At 52.9% G+C, this 14,485-nt stretch carries 14 protein-coding genes; 13 read left to right on the top strand and 1 reads right to left on the bottom strand.

Annotation, left to right across the window (positions count from 1 at the left end; genetic code table 11):
- Window positions 1-213 precede the first annotated feature (213 nt).
- The 8 genes from BLO43_RS04585 to BLO43_RS04555 all read left to right on the top strand — a co-directional run bounded on the left by BLO43_RS04585 (window position 214) and on the right by BLO43_RS04555 (window position 9,919).
- Window positions 214-525 (top strand): hypothetical protein, encoded by a 312-nt coding sequence (locus BLO43_RS04585; RefSeq protein WP_090906032.1) that lies wholly within the window; start codon window positions 214-216, stop codon window positions 523-525.
- Window positions 526-651: 126 nt separating this feature from the next.
- Window positions 652-1,008: a cupin domain-containing protein gene (locus tag BLO43_RS04580; RefSeq protein ID WP_090906031.1), complete on the top strand. Its 357-nt coding sequence runs from the start codon at window positions 652-654 to the stop codon at window positions 1,006-1,008.
- Between the two features lie 74 nt (window positions 1,009-1,082).
- A complete protein-coding gene (locus tag BLO43_RS04575) occupies window positions 1,083-2,441 on the top strand; it encodes an alpha-amylase family glycosyl hydrolase (RefSeq protein ID WP_254773329.1) in 1,359 nt (452 codons plus the stop codon).
- A gap of 51 nt (window positions 2,442-2,492) precedes the next feature.
- Window positions 2,493-2,930 (top strand): hypothetical protein, encoded by a 438-nt coding sequence (locus BLO43_RS17020; protein ID WP_254773328.1) that lies wholly within the window; start codon window positions 2,493-2,495, stop codon window positions 2,928-2,930.
- A 100-nt stretch (window positions 2,931-3,030) separates the two neighbouring features.
- A complete protein-coding gene (locus BLO43_RS04570) occupies window positions 3,031-3,408 on the top strand; it encodes a hypothetical protein (protein ID WP_175443858.1) in 378 nt (125 codons plus the stop codon).
- Between the two features lie 231 nt (window positions 3,409-3,639).
- Window positions 3,640-5,082 (top strand): TolC family protein, encoded by a 1,443-nt coding sequence (locus BLO43_RS04565; protein ID WP_090906030.1) that lies wholly within the window; start codon window positions 3,640-3,642, stop codon window positions 5,080-5,082.
- Window positions 5,079-6,680, top strand: coding sequence for an efflux RND transporter periplasmic adaptor subunit (locus BLO43_RS04560; RefSeq protein WP_368086131.1), 1,602 nt, complete (start codon window positions 5,079-5,081; stop codon window positions 6,678-6,680). Before BLO43_RS04565 ends, BLO43_RS04560 begins: the two co-directional genes overlap by 4 nt.
- Window positions 6,681-6,739: 59 nt before the next feature.
- The gene (locus tag BLO43_RS04555) at window positions 6,740-9,919 is read left to right on the top strand and encodes an efflux RND transporter permease subunit (RefSeq protein ID WP_090906099.1); all 3,180 of its coding nucleotides are present in this window, start codon (window positions 6,740-6,742) and stop codon (window positions 9,917-9,919) included.
- On the opposite strand, the gene BLO43_RS04550 is transcribed toward BLO43_RS04555, so the two are convergent.
- The gene (locus tag BLO43_RS04550) at window positions 9,898-10,881 is read right to left on the bottom strand and encodes a GlxA family transcriptional regulator (RefSeq protein ID WP_090906098.1); all 984 of its coding nucleotides are present in this window, start codon (window positions 10,879-10,881) and stop codon (window positions 9,898-9,900) included. The genes BLO43_RS04555 and BLO43_RS04550 overlap by 22 nt on opposite strands.
- A 104-nt stretch (window positions 10,882-10,985) precedes the next feature.
- Here BLO43_RS04550 and BLO43_RS04545 point away from each other — a divergent pair, with 104 nt between their 5' ends.
- The 5 genes from BLO43_RS04545 (at window position 10,986) to BLO43_RS04515 (ending at window position 14,391) form a co-directional block, all read left to right on the top strand.
- A complete protein-coding gene (locus BLO43_RS04545) occupies window positions 10,986-11,288 on the top strand; it encodes a putative quinol monooxygenase (RefSeq protein ID WP_090906028.1) in 303 nt (100 codons plus the stop codon).
- 1,415 nt (window positions 11,289-12,703) lie between these two features.
- Window positions 12,704-13,126, top strand: a complete 423-nt coding sequence (locus BLO43_RS04530; RefSeq protein ID WP_090906027.1) for a hypothetical protein — start codon at window positions 12,704-12,706, stop codon at window positions 13,124-13,126.
- 192 nt (window positions 13,127-13,318) lie between these two features.
- Window positions 13,319-13,492 carry a hypothetical protein gene (locus BLO43_RS16720; RefSeq protein ID WP_175443857.1) on the top strand — a complete coding sequence of 58 codons (174 nt, stop codon included), beginning with the start codon at window positions 13,319-13,321 and terminating at the stop codon, window positions 13,490-13,492.
- Entirely contained in the window at window positions 13,461-13,682 is a 222-nt protein-coding gene (locus BLO43_RS04520; protein ID WP_090906025.1) for a hypothetical protein, read from the top strand. Before BLO43_RS16720 ends, BLO43_RS04520 begins: the two co-directional genes overlap by 32 nt.
- 286 nt (window positions 13,683-13,968) lie before the next feature.
- Complete coding sequence (locus BLO43_RS04515) at window positions 13,969-14,391, top strand: hypothetical protein (RefSeq protein WP_090906024.1); 423 nt, start codon at window positions 13,969-13,971, stop codon at window positions 14,389-14,391.
- The last annotated feature ends 94 nt before the right edge of the window (window positions 14,392-14,485 follow it).

Genomic DNA, 14,485 nt, shown 5'->3' with positions numbered 1-14,485 from the left:
CTGGGTTTAACGCAATTTTCTGGTACCTTCGATACAACTACCGGGATCAGATTGAAAGGTTCATCATGCCGATTCGCAAAGCAGTGAACAATCGCACTTCGCAGGCAGCGTACATGCCATTGTGTGCCGGGCGCAGATTTCATACAATCAAAACTCACGCAACCGCGCTTTGGTGGAAGCGCTTAATTATGCGGTGAAGGATGAAGGCTAAAAATGAGCAAATACCTCGTACAACTGGACTTCATTTCCTTTATCAAATTCAATTCATTGGCATTCTGTTGCGCCAATACGCTATTTTCACCTTTCAATGCCTTTTATACCTTTCAGAGCAGCGGTATCAGCAAAGCATTTCTTGTTCTCCTTTTGGCGCCGTTTGCTGGCCTGCTTCTGGGACTATTCTTTGGCGTCCTCGCCTTCCCGCTTTATAAGTTCCTGACTGCCCGTAGCCAGTTTCTTGCGGCGCTTTCAGGCAGTTTCCAGAAATTACCGGACAGCTCCATCGATGAGCCTGTTACCGATGACTAACAACTTGTCCAACTTAAAGGAGATCCGCTGCAAGATGTCTGGCCGATCCTATCTGGCCGATCCTATTTTGCCTAGATTCTTCAAGCCAGGCAGGCCGTTAGCAATTTGTTCCGTCAGGAGGGTCCATTGAAAACCAAAGTAACCGTTGAAGAAGTACTCTCCCGCATCCCTGGTCCCGTCACGGCGGAGTGGCCTATGGGTGAGCCATTCGCCGTCGCTCTTGCCCACGGGACCATGTCGGTTGAGTACTATACCCCCACCGGCTATGACCCGCAAACCCCGCATGAACAGGATGAAGCCTATTTTATCCATAGGGGAACGGGTGAACTCGTTATTCGCGGGAATTCCCATCCATTCAAAGCGGGTGATTGTCTTTTTGTGGCGGCCAATGTTGAGCATCGGTTCGAGAATTTCTCCAGTGATTTTGGAACGTGGGTGGTATTCTGGGGACCGAAGGGTGGCGAAAGTGACGAAAGTCCCTGATCACCTATCGCGGATAATCTGTTAACAGTCGGAAACACCCACTCTATTAGTCGGGGAACCATGAGTATCAAGTCATGAAAAATCTTCCTCTGAATCGGCTCGGCCCCCACGAATCCACGCCTGGCGTGGTAAATTTCGGCATATTGTTGCCATGGATTTCGGCAGCAGATGGCAATCGCCTATTTGTGAAAATCATTCACGAGCGCGACCAGTTCATCCAGGCGATTCAACCGCTTGCGTTCGAACTGCGGCATGATGTCAATGCCGATTATGGCGATATCTGGTCGGCAGCCGTCGATTTCAACACGACTCGCGACTCGCAGCCAGGCTCGCATTTCGGTGCGCCTGACCGGCATGTGTACCGTTTCGAGCTGCACAATCCAAACGCCGGTGCACTGGATTGGATCGTCGATCCTTACGCGCGCGAGTATGCCACCGGCAAACTTTCGGCCTTCACGCTCGGCTACACCCCTTACTCCTGGAGCGCTGGCGAGACGGGTTGGAGAACACCCGCGCTAAACGACTTGATTCTGTATGAGCTGAACCTCGCCGAATTCGGTACCGGCTTGCAAGGTGCTATCGACCGGCTCGACTACCTTGCCGATCTCGGCGTGAATGCGCTGTCGGTAATGCCCGTCAACAATGTTTCGCTGGAGGTTGACTGGGGTTATCTGCCACTGGGCTATTTTGGAGTCGATGAACGCTTTGGGCGACGCGACGATTTCCAGCGATTCGTCGATGCGGCACACCAGCGCGGACTAGCGGTAATTGTTGACGCGGTTTATGGTCATACCGGCGAGGACTTCCCCTACGCTGATCTCTACCGGCGGCTCCAGTACCAGGAAAATCCGTTCATGGGGTTGTTTGCTCAGAACTATTTCGGTGTCAGCACTGATTTCAACCGCACTCTGACCCGCGATTTCTTCTTCAGTGTTAACCTGCACTGGTTGAATACCTATCATATCGACGGCTTCCGCTATGATTGCGTGCCGAACTACTGGGATGGCGCGCTGGGTATGGGTTATGCCAATCTGGTCTTCCATACCTACGAATACGTCAGAACCTCGATCGCCAGCCTCACCAGCCTAAGCCGGTTCGATGCACCGGAAGGCCCACGGCTGATCCAGATCGCTGAACAACTGGAAGCCCCGGAACAGATCCTCGAGCAAAGCTACAGCAATGCCACCTGGCAGAATGCCACTTATGGAGCCGCAGTGGCTTGCGCTCGCGGCGCGGCGGGTGCGATCGGGAATCTCGGCCAGCGGCTTGGCGCGCTTGGATACGTCGAACAGGCAACCCACAATGGCGAAACAATGGTCAAGGCTCCGCTACAATACATCGAGAACCATGACCACAGCCGCTTTCTATGTGAATTCAGCCTGCGTCATCGCGACTGGAATCTGTTATTTGCGGAAGGCGACCGTACGCAATAGTATCGGCTCCAACCCTATCTGATTGCGCTGCTCGCGGCCAAAGGCATTCCCATGCTATGGCAGGGCCAGGAATTTGGCGAAAACTACTTCTTGCCCGATTCGGGTCTCGGCCGGGTCCTATTGCTGCGGCCGCTGCGCTGGGATTATTTCTACGACACGGCGGGTAAAAGCCTGGTCAAGCTGACCCGCGGGCTAATGAACCTGCGTAAGAGTTGCGCCGAGTTGCGTCGTGGCAGCCATTATTTTTACAACGATTACGAGCGTTACCTATCGCGTGGCATCCTGCTGTTCCAGCGTGAGACCGCCGCCGCGACGAGTCTGGTAGCAGTGAATTTCACTGATGTTGATCAGAGTGTCCCGTTCATTTTCATGCGCGCCGGCAGCTACACCGAGCAACTGCACGGCCTGGATAACTTTTCTACCGATGCGGGGCAGGAGCGCTGGCTAACTGTCCCGTCCAATTACGGCCGCATATGGCGGAGCATTTGAGTATTTTTCGGTTATCCAGGCAATCACCCGACGACACTGGGAAATCACATGAAAAACAAATTTGGCAGTACCGTTTACAGGGGTATACAATCTGAGCGTCATGAGTAAACGCCACCACATCTATTCTGTCATATTTGTATTATTTGTCAGCATGCTGACGAACGCATTTGGCTGGGCGTTTAATGGCGAGGTATTTGCCCACGAACTGGATCATGAGCATCATGTTCTCTCGCTCGATCCGGCGGCGCATCTTGAGGCTCATCAGAATAGTGTTTTCAAGGATGAAGGCCATATGGATGCCGCTACGCATCTGTGCCTCCATGCAGCCGGGCAATATCAGCCCTTTTTCTTTACATCACCTCCGCTCGTACCTGCTTCCGCCGGTGTGGAAGCCTTGATGGTATTTGTTTCTGTCACCGTTCCCGAATCCATTCCGGATTCCCCGCTTCATCCTCCCAAAAGTCACTTCGCAAGCTAGATCGGCAGTCCACAGGTTAACTCCTGACATTTGCCTGGTTTGCCCCAAGTCAACTAAAGGCGACTAAGGCAACCAAGGGCAGCTAAAGCCGCCTGAAGCAATGTCAAACGACCCGCCACGCGGACCTGCCGCCTTGTATCGGCGTTATAACCGCTTCGCTCATAGCGATGTCGATTGCGCAATTGATTACGCAGCGGGTTATTGACGCATAACACTTGCGGAGAAATTCCCATGAACTTTAAAGCATCGTTCACGGTGCCACGACGCCGGGTATCGACCGGATTGCTTATTCTGACGCTCAGTTGCACATCCGCGGCCATTGCCGGAAATACTTTTTCTGGCACATTGCCGGGTGGAAACGTGGATGACTCCACTCCCTCTTTGCCCGGGGAAAAGAATGACCTTACTTTGCGTGATGCCGCACGCCTTACATTGCAGCGTAATCCTGAACTGGCGGCTTTCACCAAGGAAATGCGTGCCCTTGAAGGGGCCACACTTCAAGCCGGACTGTTGCCGAATCCTGAGCTATTGGTGAACGTCGAGAATATTGGAAATACCCAGCCACTTACAAGCAATGTTAATTCCGCCGAGTCCGTCGCAAAAGAAGTTGTACAACAACTCACCACGATTCGGATCAGTCAACTGATCGAGCTTGGCGGAAAACGTGCTGCGCGTGTGATGGCTGCCTCACTCAACCAGGAACTGGCCGCTCAAGACTTTGAAACCAGACGTGTGGAACTTATTGCACGGGTGGCAAATGTGTTTACCGAGGTCCTTGCGGGGCAAGAGCGTCTACGACTTGCAGAGGAGAGCCAGCAACTGGCGCAGAGGGTGGTGAACGCAGTAGCAAAGCGCGTTCAGGCCGGCAAGGTGCCACCCATCGAGGAAACCCGAGCGGGAGTCGCATTTTCCACTACTCGAATTGAGCTGGAACAGGCACAACGCGATCTGGCTGCGGCACGCAAGCGGCTGACTCTGCTATGGGGCAACGCTTTCCCAAAATTTAACAAAGTCCTGGGAAACCTTGAATCATCAGTCGTTCTGCCAAATTTTGAGGCACTTGCGGAACGTGCGCTCGCCAGCCCCATGGCGCTGCGCGCCATGAAAAACATAGAACAGCGTAAAGCGCTGCTCGAAGTGGAGGAAACACGGCGCATACCAAACCTCACCATTAATGCTGGTGTCGTGCACCACGCGCAGCTCGGAGGCAATACGCCTATCGCCGCCGTGACATTACCGCTGCCATTATTTAATCGCAATCAGGGCAATATCCGGGAAGCCCATCAACGCGTGAATAAAGCCATTGACGAGCAGGCAGCCCTCGAGTTGCGGCTTAAAACCGAGCTTGCGCAGGCCTATGAGGCATTGTCGGCCGCGCAAAGAGAAACCGGCATTTTACGCGACGAGATACTTCCCGCCGCCAAGAGCGCCTTTGAAGTTACCAACAAAGGCTACGAATTGGGAAAATTCGGCTATCTCGAAGTGCTGGACGCGCAGCGCACCTTATTTCAGAACCAGACTTTGTATGTACGCGCGCTAGCGAATTATCAGCGGCTGGTCAATGAAATAGAACGTTTGATTGCAGCACCGATTGATGGCGTCGCAGAAGTCAGATTGAGCCCTTCGGCCAGCAATGGCATGAACGCGAATACAGCTTCAAGGAGTGGATTGTGAGTAAACGGCAAACCATCTTAATAGTCATCGTTATCGCAATTGGAATTGTGTTGGGGGGACTCATTCTTACCTGGGACAAAGCTGCGGTACCCGAGGCTACGCACAGTAACCATGGCAAGACTGACTCGTCCCATGCCCCGCATGACGATCATGATGATCATGACGAAGCTCATTCATCCAGCCACGCGCACAAGTATTCCGAAACCGGGGACGCGCCGACAGCGGATAAAAATATAGAGCGCGGGCCAGGCAAAGGCCCTAAAGGTGGGAAGCTATTCACTACCGAGGGCTTCGGCGTGGAGATTACTATCTTCGAGAAAGGGGTGCCACCCCAGTTGCGGCTCTACCTCTATGAAAACGGCAAGCCACTTCCTCCCGCAGCCGCCAGAGTCACCGTCACACTATCGCGTCTCGGTGCACCGGCGCAGGTATTTAATTTCAAGCCTGAGGCCGGCTATCTGCTCGGCGACCAAGTGGTGGAAGAGCCTCACTCTTTCGATATGGCAATTGCCGCCGAACACAAGGGTAGAACCTTTCGCTGGGGTTACAACCAGATCGAGGCACGAGTGGAAATGCCGGATGAAGTACTAAAGAGTATCGGCGTGGAAATACGCACTGCCGGACCGGCTACGATCAGGCCCACACTCAAGCTGCCCGGCGAAATCGTATTCGACGAACACACTATTGTACAAGTCGTGCCGCGTCTACCAGGCATAGTCACCGCGGTCTATCGCCATCACGGTCAACAGGTGAAGAAAGGTGAGGTGCTTGCAGTCATCGAAAGTCAAATACTGGCTGAAATGCGTGCACAATTCCTCGCCGCGCGAAAACGATTCGGCTTGGCGCGAGTGACGTTTGAGCGTGAGAAGCAATTGTGGGAAGAAAAGATCTCCGCCAAGCAGGATTATTTGGCTGCGCAGCAGGCTTTGACTGAAGCCGAGATCGCCTCGGATCTTGCCTTGGCCAAATTGCGTACGCTTGGAGTACCGCCCGAGGCAATTCACCAACGAGGTGATCTGGCCCGCTACGAGATCCGCGCCCCAAATCCGGGGCTCATCACAGCTAAAGCCATAGCCCAGGGTCAGACGCTCAAGGAGGATACGGCCATCTTTACCATAGCGGACGTGTCGACAGTATGGGCTCAGGTCACGGTTTATGCGAAAGACCTGGAGGTACTTAGACTGGGAGAGAAAGCTGTCATCAGATCAACCGCGATCGATGTCGAAGGGGCGGGCGTCATTTCCTTTATCAGCGCACTTATTGGCGTCCAAACCCGCAGCGCCACAGCACGGGTTGTGCTGGATAACAAGGATGGCCATTGGCTCCCCGGCATGTTCGTTACCGCGGAGCTGGTGACGGAAGAAATTGAGGTTCCGGTCGCCGTCTCCGTGGATGCGATTCAGACATTACATGATTGGTCAGTGGTATTCGGCCGCTACGGCCAATACTTCGAAGCGCGTCCACTGAAACTGGGTCGCAGTGATGGCAGGATGGTCGAAGTACTTAACGGGTTTTCCGCCGGAGAGCAATATGCGGCGGGGAATAGCTTCGCCATCAAAGCCGAACTCGGCAAGGCCGGCGCATCCCATGATCATTGAAAATCATATTGGCCGCCCGGAAAGCCCCCCTCAATGAAACGTCCATCGAAGATAAGACCATGATAGAACGTATTTTACGCATATCCATACAGCGGCGCGGATTCGTCCTGGGCGCGGTGCTGGCGATGGCTGGATTGGGGGTTTACAGTTACCACAGGCTGCCCATTGACGCAGTTCCGGATATTACCAATGTACAGGTGCAAATCAATACACAGGCACCCGGTTATTCGCCGGTGGAAGCCGAGCAACGGGTGACTTTCCCAATCGAGACCGTGATGGCCGGACTTCCCCATCTCCACCATACCCGCTCCATCTCGCGCTACGGACTATCCCAGGTTACCGTTATTTTTGACGACGGCACGGATATCTACTTCGCCCGGCAATTGGTGAATCAGCGTATTCAGGAAGCACAGGGCAGCCTGCCTGCGGGGATCGTACCCGTGATGGGGCCAATCTCCACCGGCTTGGGGGAAATCTTCATGTGGACCGTCCACGCTGGGGAAGGCGTGAAAAAACCGGATGGCACAGCGTATAACATCACGGATTTGCGTGAAATCCAGGACTGGATCATCCGGCCCCAGTTACGCATGGTGAAGGGCGTCACCGAAATCAACGCGATCGGCGGTTACGTCAAGCAATATCACGTGACGCCTTATCCGGAAAAACTGCTCTCGTTCGGTCTGACGCTACAAGATGTCGTCCTGGCTCTGGAACGCAACAATCTCAATGTCGGCGCCGGTTATATCGAAAAAAGCGGCGAGCAGTATCTGGTCCGGGCACCCGGACAAGTAACGAACCTGGACGAGATCGCCAACATCATTCTGGGAAGCCGCCAGGGAGTGCCGATACGCGTCAAGGATGTCGCTGATGTGATTATCGGTAAGGAACTGCGCAACGGCGCCGCCACGCAGAACGGCGGAGAAGTGGTGCTGGGCACCGCTCATATGCTGATCGGCGAAAACAGCCGCGCCGTATCCAGAGCCGTAGCTGAGAAACTAACCGGGATTAATCGTACTCTGCCTGAAGGGGTGGTTGCCACCGCCGTATATGATCGCACCAACCTGGTGGACAAAACCATTCGCACCGTTGCCACCAATCTATTCGAGGGCGCCACGCTGGTAATCGTGGTGTTGTTCCTGTTTCTAGGCAACTTGCGCGCGGCGCTCATTGCCGCGCTTGTCATCCCGCTTTCCATGCTGTTTACCTTCAGTGGCATGGTCGCCCATCACGTCAGCGCCAACCTGATGAGCCTGGGGGCGCTCGATTTTGGCATCATCGTGGACGGTGCCATCGTCATTATCGAAAATAGCATCCGGCGGCTGGCCCATGAGCAGGAACGGCTGGGGCGGGAATTAACCCCCACAGAGCGCTTCTCAGTGGTCTTCGACGCATCCAGGGAAGCGCGGCGGGTATTGATTTATGGGGAACTGATTATCATGGTGGTCTACCTCCCCATCTTCGCGCTCTCGGGAGTGGAAGGAAAAATGTTCCATCCCATGGCTTTCACCGTGGTGATCGCACTCCTGGGCGCGATGATTCTGTCCGTGACTTTTGTTCCGGCCGCGATCGCACTCTTTCTGTCCGGCAAGGTCGCGGAAAAAGAGAGTCCCGCCATGACATGGGCCAAGAAGGCTTACGTGCCCACACTTGCCGCCGCCATGCATAATAAGGCGCTTACCGTCACGCTTGCCGTGGTGATCATGGTGCTTTCCGGCCTGCTGACAACTCGCATGGGCAGCGAGTTTATACCCAGCCTCAACGAGGGGGATATCGCGCTCCATGCGATACGCATTGTCGGCACAAGCCTGACCACGTCCATCGAGATGCAAAACGAGGTGGAGAAAAAAATCAAGGCATTCCCCGAGGTGGAGAGGATCTTCTCCAAGGTCGGAGTCGCCCAGATTGCAACCGACCCGATGCCCCCGAGTGTTGCGGACATCTTCGTCATTCTTAAACCAGAATCGGAATGGCCAGGCCCGCACCATACCAAGCCGGAACTGGTGGCCGCAATGGAACAGGCCGTGCGGCAAATACCCGGCAACAATTACGAGTTCACCCAGCCCATACAGATGCGTTTCAACGAACTGCTGTCGGGGGTGCGCGCGGACGTCGCGGTAAAGGTGTTCGGTGATGATATGGATACACTGCTCGCCACAGCGGAGCAGGTCGAGAAGGTTCTCGATACCGTCCCGGGGGCGGCGGATGTGCGGATCGAACAGATTACGGGGCTGCCGGTACTTTCCATACAAATGGATCGCGCCAGGATGGCGCGCTACGGCTTGAACGGAGTAGATGTTCAAGACGCTGTCACCATCGGTATTGGTGGAAGAATCGCTGGCACTATTTATGAGGGCGATCGCCGTTTCGAATTGCAGGTCCGGCTACCCGAGTCACTGCGCAGTGACATTGAAACACTCAGTCGCTTACCGATCAAACTACCTGATGCGAACGCCGGCGCGGCTGCTCAAAATAACGTTTCTGGTTATGTCCTGTTAAGCGAGGTGGCCAATCTGGAAATTGTCCAGGGCCCCAATCAGGTGAGCCGCGAAAATGGCAAACGCAGGGTGGTGGTCACCGCAAACATACGTGGCCGGGATCTCGGTTCGTTTGTCAACGAAGCGCAAGCCCTCATCGCTGAGAAGGTGCAGATCCCGTCCGGCTACTGGGTAACATGGGGAGGGCAATTCGAGCAATTGATTTCCGCCGCGCAACGCCTCCAGATCGTTATTCCACTTGCTCTGGGCCTGATTCTCGTTCTGCTTTATACGATGTTCGGCAATTTCCGGGACGGGCTGCTGATGTTTACCGGTGTTCCGTTTGCCCTCAGCGGCGGGATCCTGGCACTGTGGTTGCGCGACATCCCCTTATCGATTTCCGCTGGCGTTGGATTTATCGCACTGTCCGGGGTGGCGGTGTTGAACGGCCTGGTGATGCTGGCCTTTATCCGTGACCTGCGGGAGAAAGGATTCACGCTGGATGATGCCATACAAACCGGCACTCTCACCCGGCTGCGGCCGGTGTTGATGACGGCGCTGGTGGCAGCCATTGGATTTATTCCCATGGCCCTTGCCACGAGCACTGGTGCGGAAGTGCAACGTCCGCTGGCGACAGTGGTGATTGGCGGTATCCTGTCATCCACCGCGCTGACGCTGCTTGTATTACCGGTACTGTACCGGTTGGTTCATGGCAAAGATAATTTAACCACGGGACCCTCGCCTCAGCACTCTTTGCTGGAATGATCAGCAGATATGCGCAGCTCACTCACGGCGCGGCCCATCTTGCGTCGCAGGAGCGTACGCAATGTCGTGCCATCAGCATAACCGACCTGAGTTGCAATCAGATCAACACTGTCGCTGCTCGTTCTCAAAAGATGTAGTGCGCGCTCGACACGAAGATCCTGAAAATAGGAAAGTGGAGTTTTACCCAGTACGGCCCGCAGGCGGCGGGAAAGCGTTCTCTCGCTCGTCCCTGCCGCGCTGGCTGCATCGCTAAGTGAGAAGCCAGCGGCTAATCTCAGTCGTGCCCACTGCTCAAACCGTTCGACCAGGGGGTCCTCATGCGCAAGATGATCGGGAATCGCAAAAATTGCCTGCGATGGGCGGGGTTCGATGACGAGAAAACGGGCCGTTAATGCCGCGAGCGCCGGACTGCTGCGCCTCACAAGCCATAGCGCGAGATCGATATGCGCAAGCGCGGCCCCGGCGGTGACAAAACGAGACGAGTTTACTACCATGCGGGACTCTTCCAGCGTCACAAGGGGATAAAGCTCTCGAAACAGGGGGGCAAGCCACCATGAGGTGGTAGCGCTCTGCCCATTGAGAAGCAAAGTGTTTGCAAGAACAAATGTTCCAGTGCATGCGGCTCCCACCAGAACACCGCTATCAGACCATTGCCGCAAAAGCTTGCCGGCGTCCGCTACATCGCGGCGTTCAAGCGCCGCTCGCAGCGTTTCAGGCATTTTTGCCCCGAGTGCGGGAATCAATACGACATCCGGGTATGCGCATCGGGTGGCCGGCACCACTGGCACCGATAATCCCTGATTGGTACGCACATGGCGGCGTGTACCAATAATGGTTATCTCGAAATGGGTTGAAAAATCATTGTTGGCGCCCGCGAGATCATTCGCAACACTCAGGGTATCGAGAATAGTTGACAACCCGGTGTCAAAAACTTCATCAAGTGCGAGAATGTGGATACGCATGGCAAGAATTATATCAAATTTGTCAATCTTGCCACTTGGCAAGACCTGATGAACTCTCTAGAGTCAGCCTCTCGTTGTCCAACTTCAAAAGAGAGGAAATTTTCATGATAAAAGTTGCATTGTTGGTGCGATTACAAGCCAAGCCTGGAAAAGAAGCCGATGTCATCCGTTTTCTCGAGCAGGGACTTGCCCTGGCAAATGCGGAAACCACCACGCCAGTCTGGTTCGCGCTACAGCTGGGCCCTTCGACTTTTGGCATTTTCGACGCATTCACCGACGAGGCGGGGCGATCAGCGCATTTGACAGGTCCTATTGCCGCGGCACTGATGGCCAATGCGTCCGATCTACTCGCCGAAGCCCCGCAAATCGAGCATGTGGATGTACTTGGCGCAAAACTTGCCAGCTAGAATTTATTGGCTGCGAGTGCCGGATGGTCTATTGCACGAATGAGAATCGGGTTTCTTTGAGGTGCTCTAAAGTAATTTAGATTATCCTAAATCCGGTAGTTGGACGAGGTGAAGTGTGCAGTTTTTGGGGTGCAGGGCAAGGCGCAACGACGCGGAATGGTTGTTCCATTCCAAGAAGTTGCAACGCAGCCATGTGCCGCAAAAACGGTGCAATTCACCCCGTAGCGGGCCTCACCCAGAAGGTGAGAGTCAAATATAATAAGAAATATTGTTATTAATCATAACTCTGATCTATTAAATGAGTGGTCAACTACCGGATTTAGGATTATCTCCACTCTCGGCGTGGCGGAGTGACGATATCGCCAGGCAAAGGCAAAAAAACCAAGTAGGCCGATGCCGAAAAGGCTCAGGCTGTCCGGTCGGGAACGGCGAGACAGAGCGATGCCACGTTATCCGTCGAGTACTTGTACCCTGGGAAAATTCGAATTGCTGCTCATGTCGGATGGGCGTACTACGTCTTCCGATGGCTGGTATTTCGGGCCGGTGGATTTTTCTCAGATCAAGACACGGAGAAGTCCGACAAGGGTTATGGCGACAACACATTGTGGATCACCACAGAAGTTGGTCGCAGCGTGACGACCTTCCTTCTGCCCGACGAGTATCAACGGATTGGTCGGTCTTGCACCGACCTTCCATTGCTTCCCCTCCGATCATTCGCTTTTAACGATTCAACTAGGAGATTTTCATGGAAAGCACGACACATCCATATTAATCCGCGTTTAATCAGCAAAACTGGTGCGAACACTCGCGGAATCGTTTGGCACCCGCACTGAAACCATTTTTATCGAAGGCGACCCTAGTAAAGAAATCGTAGGGTGGCTGCTGAACAGGAAGCCGATCTTGATCCGCGGCACGCATGGCTATTCAGGGTGAAACCATTTCACTTTGGGAAGCATTGCGGAATATGTTGTCAGGTACGCTCTTTGCCCCAACGCTCACTATCAAACCCACGGTAGCTAACAGATCTGAGCTCCGCACTTCGCCTGTTTTGCCAAGAAACGATTAAGGCAGGGATGTTTTGTCTAGGCTCTAGAACAAGATGCTCACATCTGTTTTTCATCGGGCAGGACATCGAATACATGCAGCTCCAATTTCCTGACAGAATCGAAAGCCTTCCATTGAGGTGAATCAATATGCACTCTATCTAAGGGTTTCCCTTAGAGCAAAATAAGGGTTTCCCTAATACCATTTTTATTGTGAGGAAATTAATATGTAGCCGTATTTGGGACTCTGACCACCCGTCCATCGGCGCAATGCCGGTTTAATCAGGACTCTGACCATTCGTCCGGCAGCAAAAAGGGACTCTGACCATCCGTCCAAATTGATTTTTAATCAAATGGAACAGGAGAATCAAAATGGCAACCACACTCGGCACAAAAGCAAAAGATACTTTTGCAGTTTTATCCCTGCTTGGTTTATTGGCTGTGGGTGCACCCATAAGCACCGTAAAAGCAGAAAATCTTCCTGAATCAACTATTCAGGCTGCACCATCCTCAAACGAGCACAGCATTCTGGCGAAGCGTTTTGAAGATGCCGCCCGGGAAATGCAAGCAAAGGCAGATGAGCAGAAGACGCTACTTGAACAGTACGAGCAGACAAATCTGTATGGCTGGCAATCTCGTAATTTGAAATCGCATACCGCAGCTTTGATACGCAAGTATGAGCAAGCGGCGTGGGCCAACATGAAGGAAGCCATGGCTCATCGCCAAATGGCACAACCATCTCAGCCAGGTTACGCGATTCATGGCGGCGAAATGCCGCAAACAGGACGTAACTGATGCCGTACTTGGCATGTCAGAACAAACTCCGAGGCTCCCGTAGTAGTTTGCCTGGCATCTTAGGACTCTGACTACCCGTCCATCGGCGCAATGCCGGTTTAATCAGGACGCTGACCATTCGTCCGGCAGCAAAAGGAACTCTGACCATCCGTCCAATATTGATTTTTAATCAAATGGAACAGGAGAATCAAAATGGCAACGACACTCGGCACAAAAGCAAAAGATACTTTTGCGGTTTTATCCCTGCTTGGCTTATTGGCTATGGGTGCGCCCATGAGCACCATAAAAGCAGAAAATCTTCTTGAATCAGCAACTCAGGCTGTGTCATCCTCAAATGAGCACAGCGTTTTGGCGAAAAACCCCTAAAGATACTGCCAAAGAAATGCAGGTAAAGGCGGACGAGCAGAAAAGGTTATTGGAGCACTACGAGGATAAAAGCTACCTTTATGGCAAGCGAGCACAAGACTTGCAATCGCACACTTCAGCATTGATACGCAAGTATGAGCAAGCTGCGTGGAGTCAAAAAATGAAAGAAACGACGCTTATCGCCAGATGACGCAAATTCTTATCCAATCATCAATAAATTATCACTCCACAGATAATGCAATACTGATTGGCCATGATATAAGCTATTTGATCCATCTGGATTGTCATTTTTTTGTGAAGTAATTATAATGGTAATTAATAAATCGTTCTGAATATGCCAACTTTTCCCAGTTGGCTGTCATCTAGGACTCTGACCACCCGTCCAATGTGAGGACTCTGACCATTCGTCCGGCAGAAAAAGGGACTCTGACCATCCGTCCCATATTGATCTAATCAAGTGGAACAAGAGAATCAAAATGGTAACGACACTCGGCAAAAAGGCAAAAGATACTTTTGCGGTTTTGTCCCTGCTTGGTTTATTGACTGTAGGTGCGTCCATAAGCAGCGTAAAAGCAGACAATCTTCCTGATCAATCGGCTATTCAGACTACAGTATCTCCAAGTGAGCATAGCGTTTTGGCGAGGCGTTTTGAGAAGGTCGCCAAGGAAATGCAGGTAAAGGCGGATAAGCAGAAAATACTACTGGAGCACTACGAGAATAAAAGCTACCTTTATGGCAAACGGGCGCAAGACTTGCAATCACACACTTCAGCGCTGATACGCATGTATGAGAAAGGTGCTCGGTTATATATGAAGGAAGCTATCGCTCATTGTCAAATGTCGCAGAGTGTTAATTTACCGGGTAAGCATCGGGGTGATGCCCATTGCACTCTTCCATGAGAACAAATCGAACCGCACAAATTGTTGTATCGACATGATAGAGGAATAGGATTCCTCACGAAGCACCTGATAAAGTCGCCTTGACCACTAACCA

Source organism: Nitrosospira sp. Nsp13, assembly GCF_900101945.1.
GTDB lineage: Bacteria > Pseudomonadota > Gammaproteobacteria > Burkholderiales > Nitrosomonadaceae > Nitrosospira > Nitrosospira multiformis_D.
This window is presented reverse-complemented; position numbering and strand designations above follow the sequence as displayed.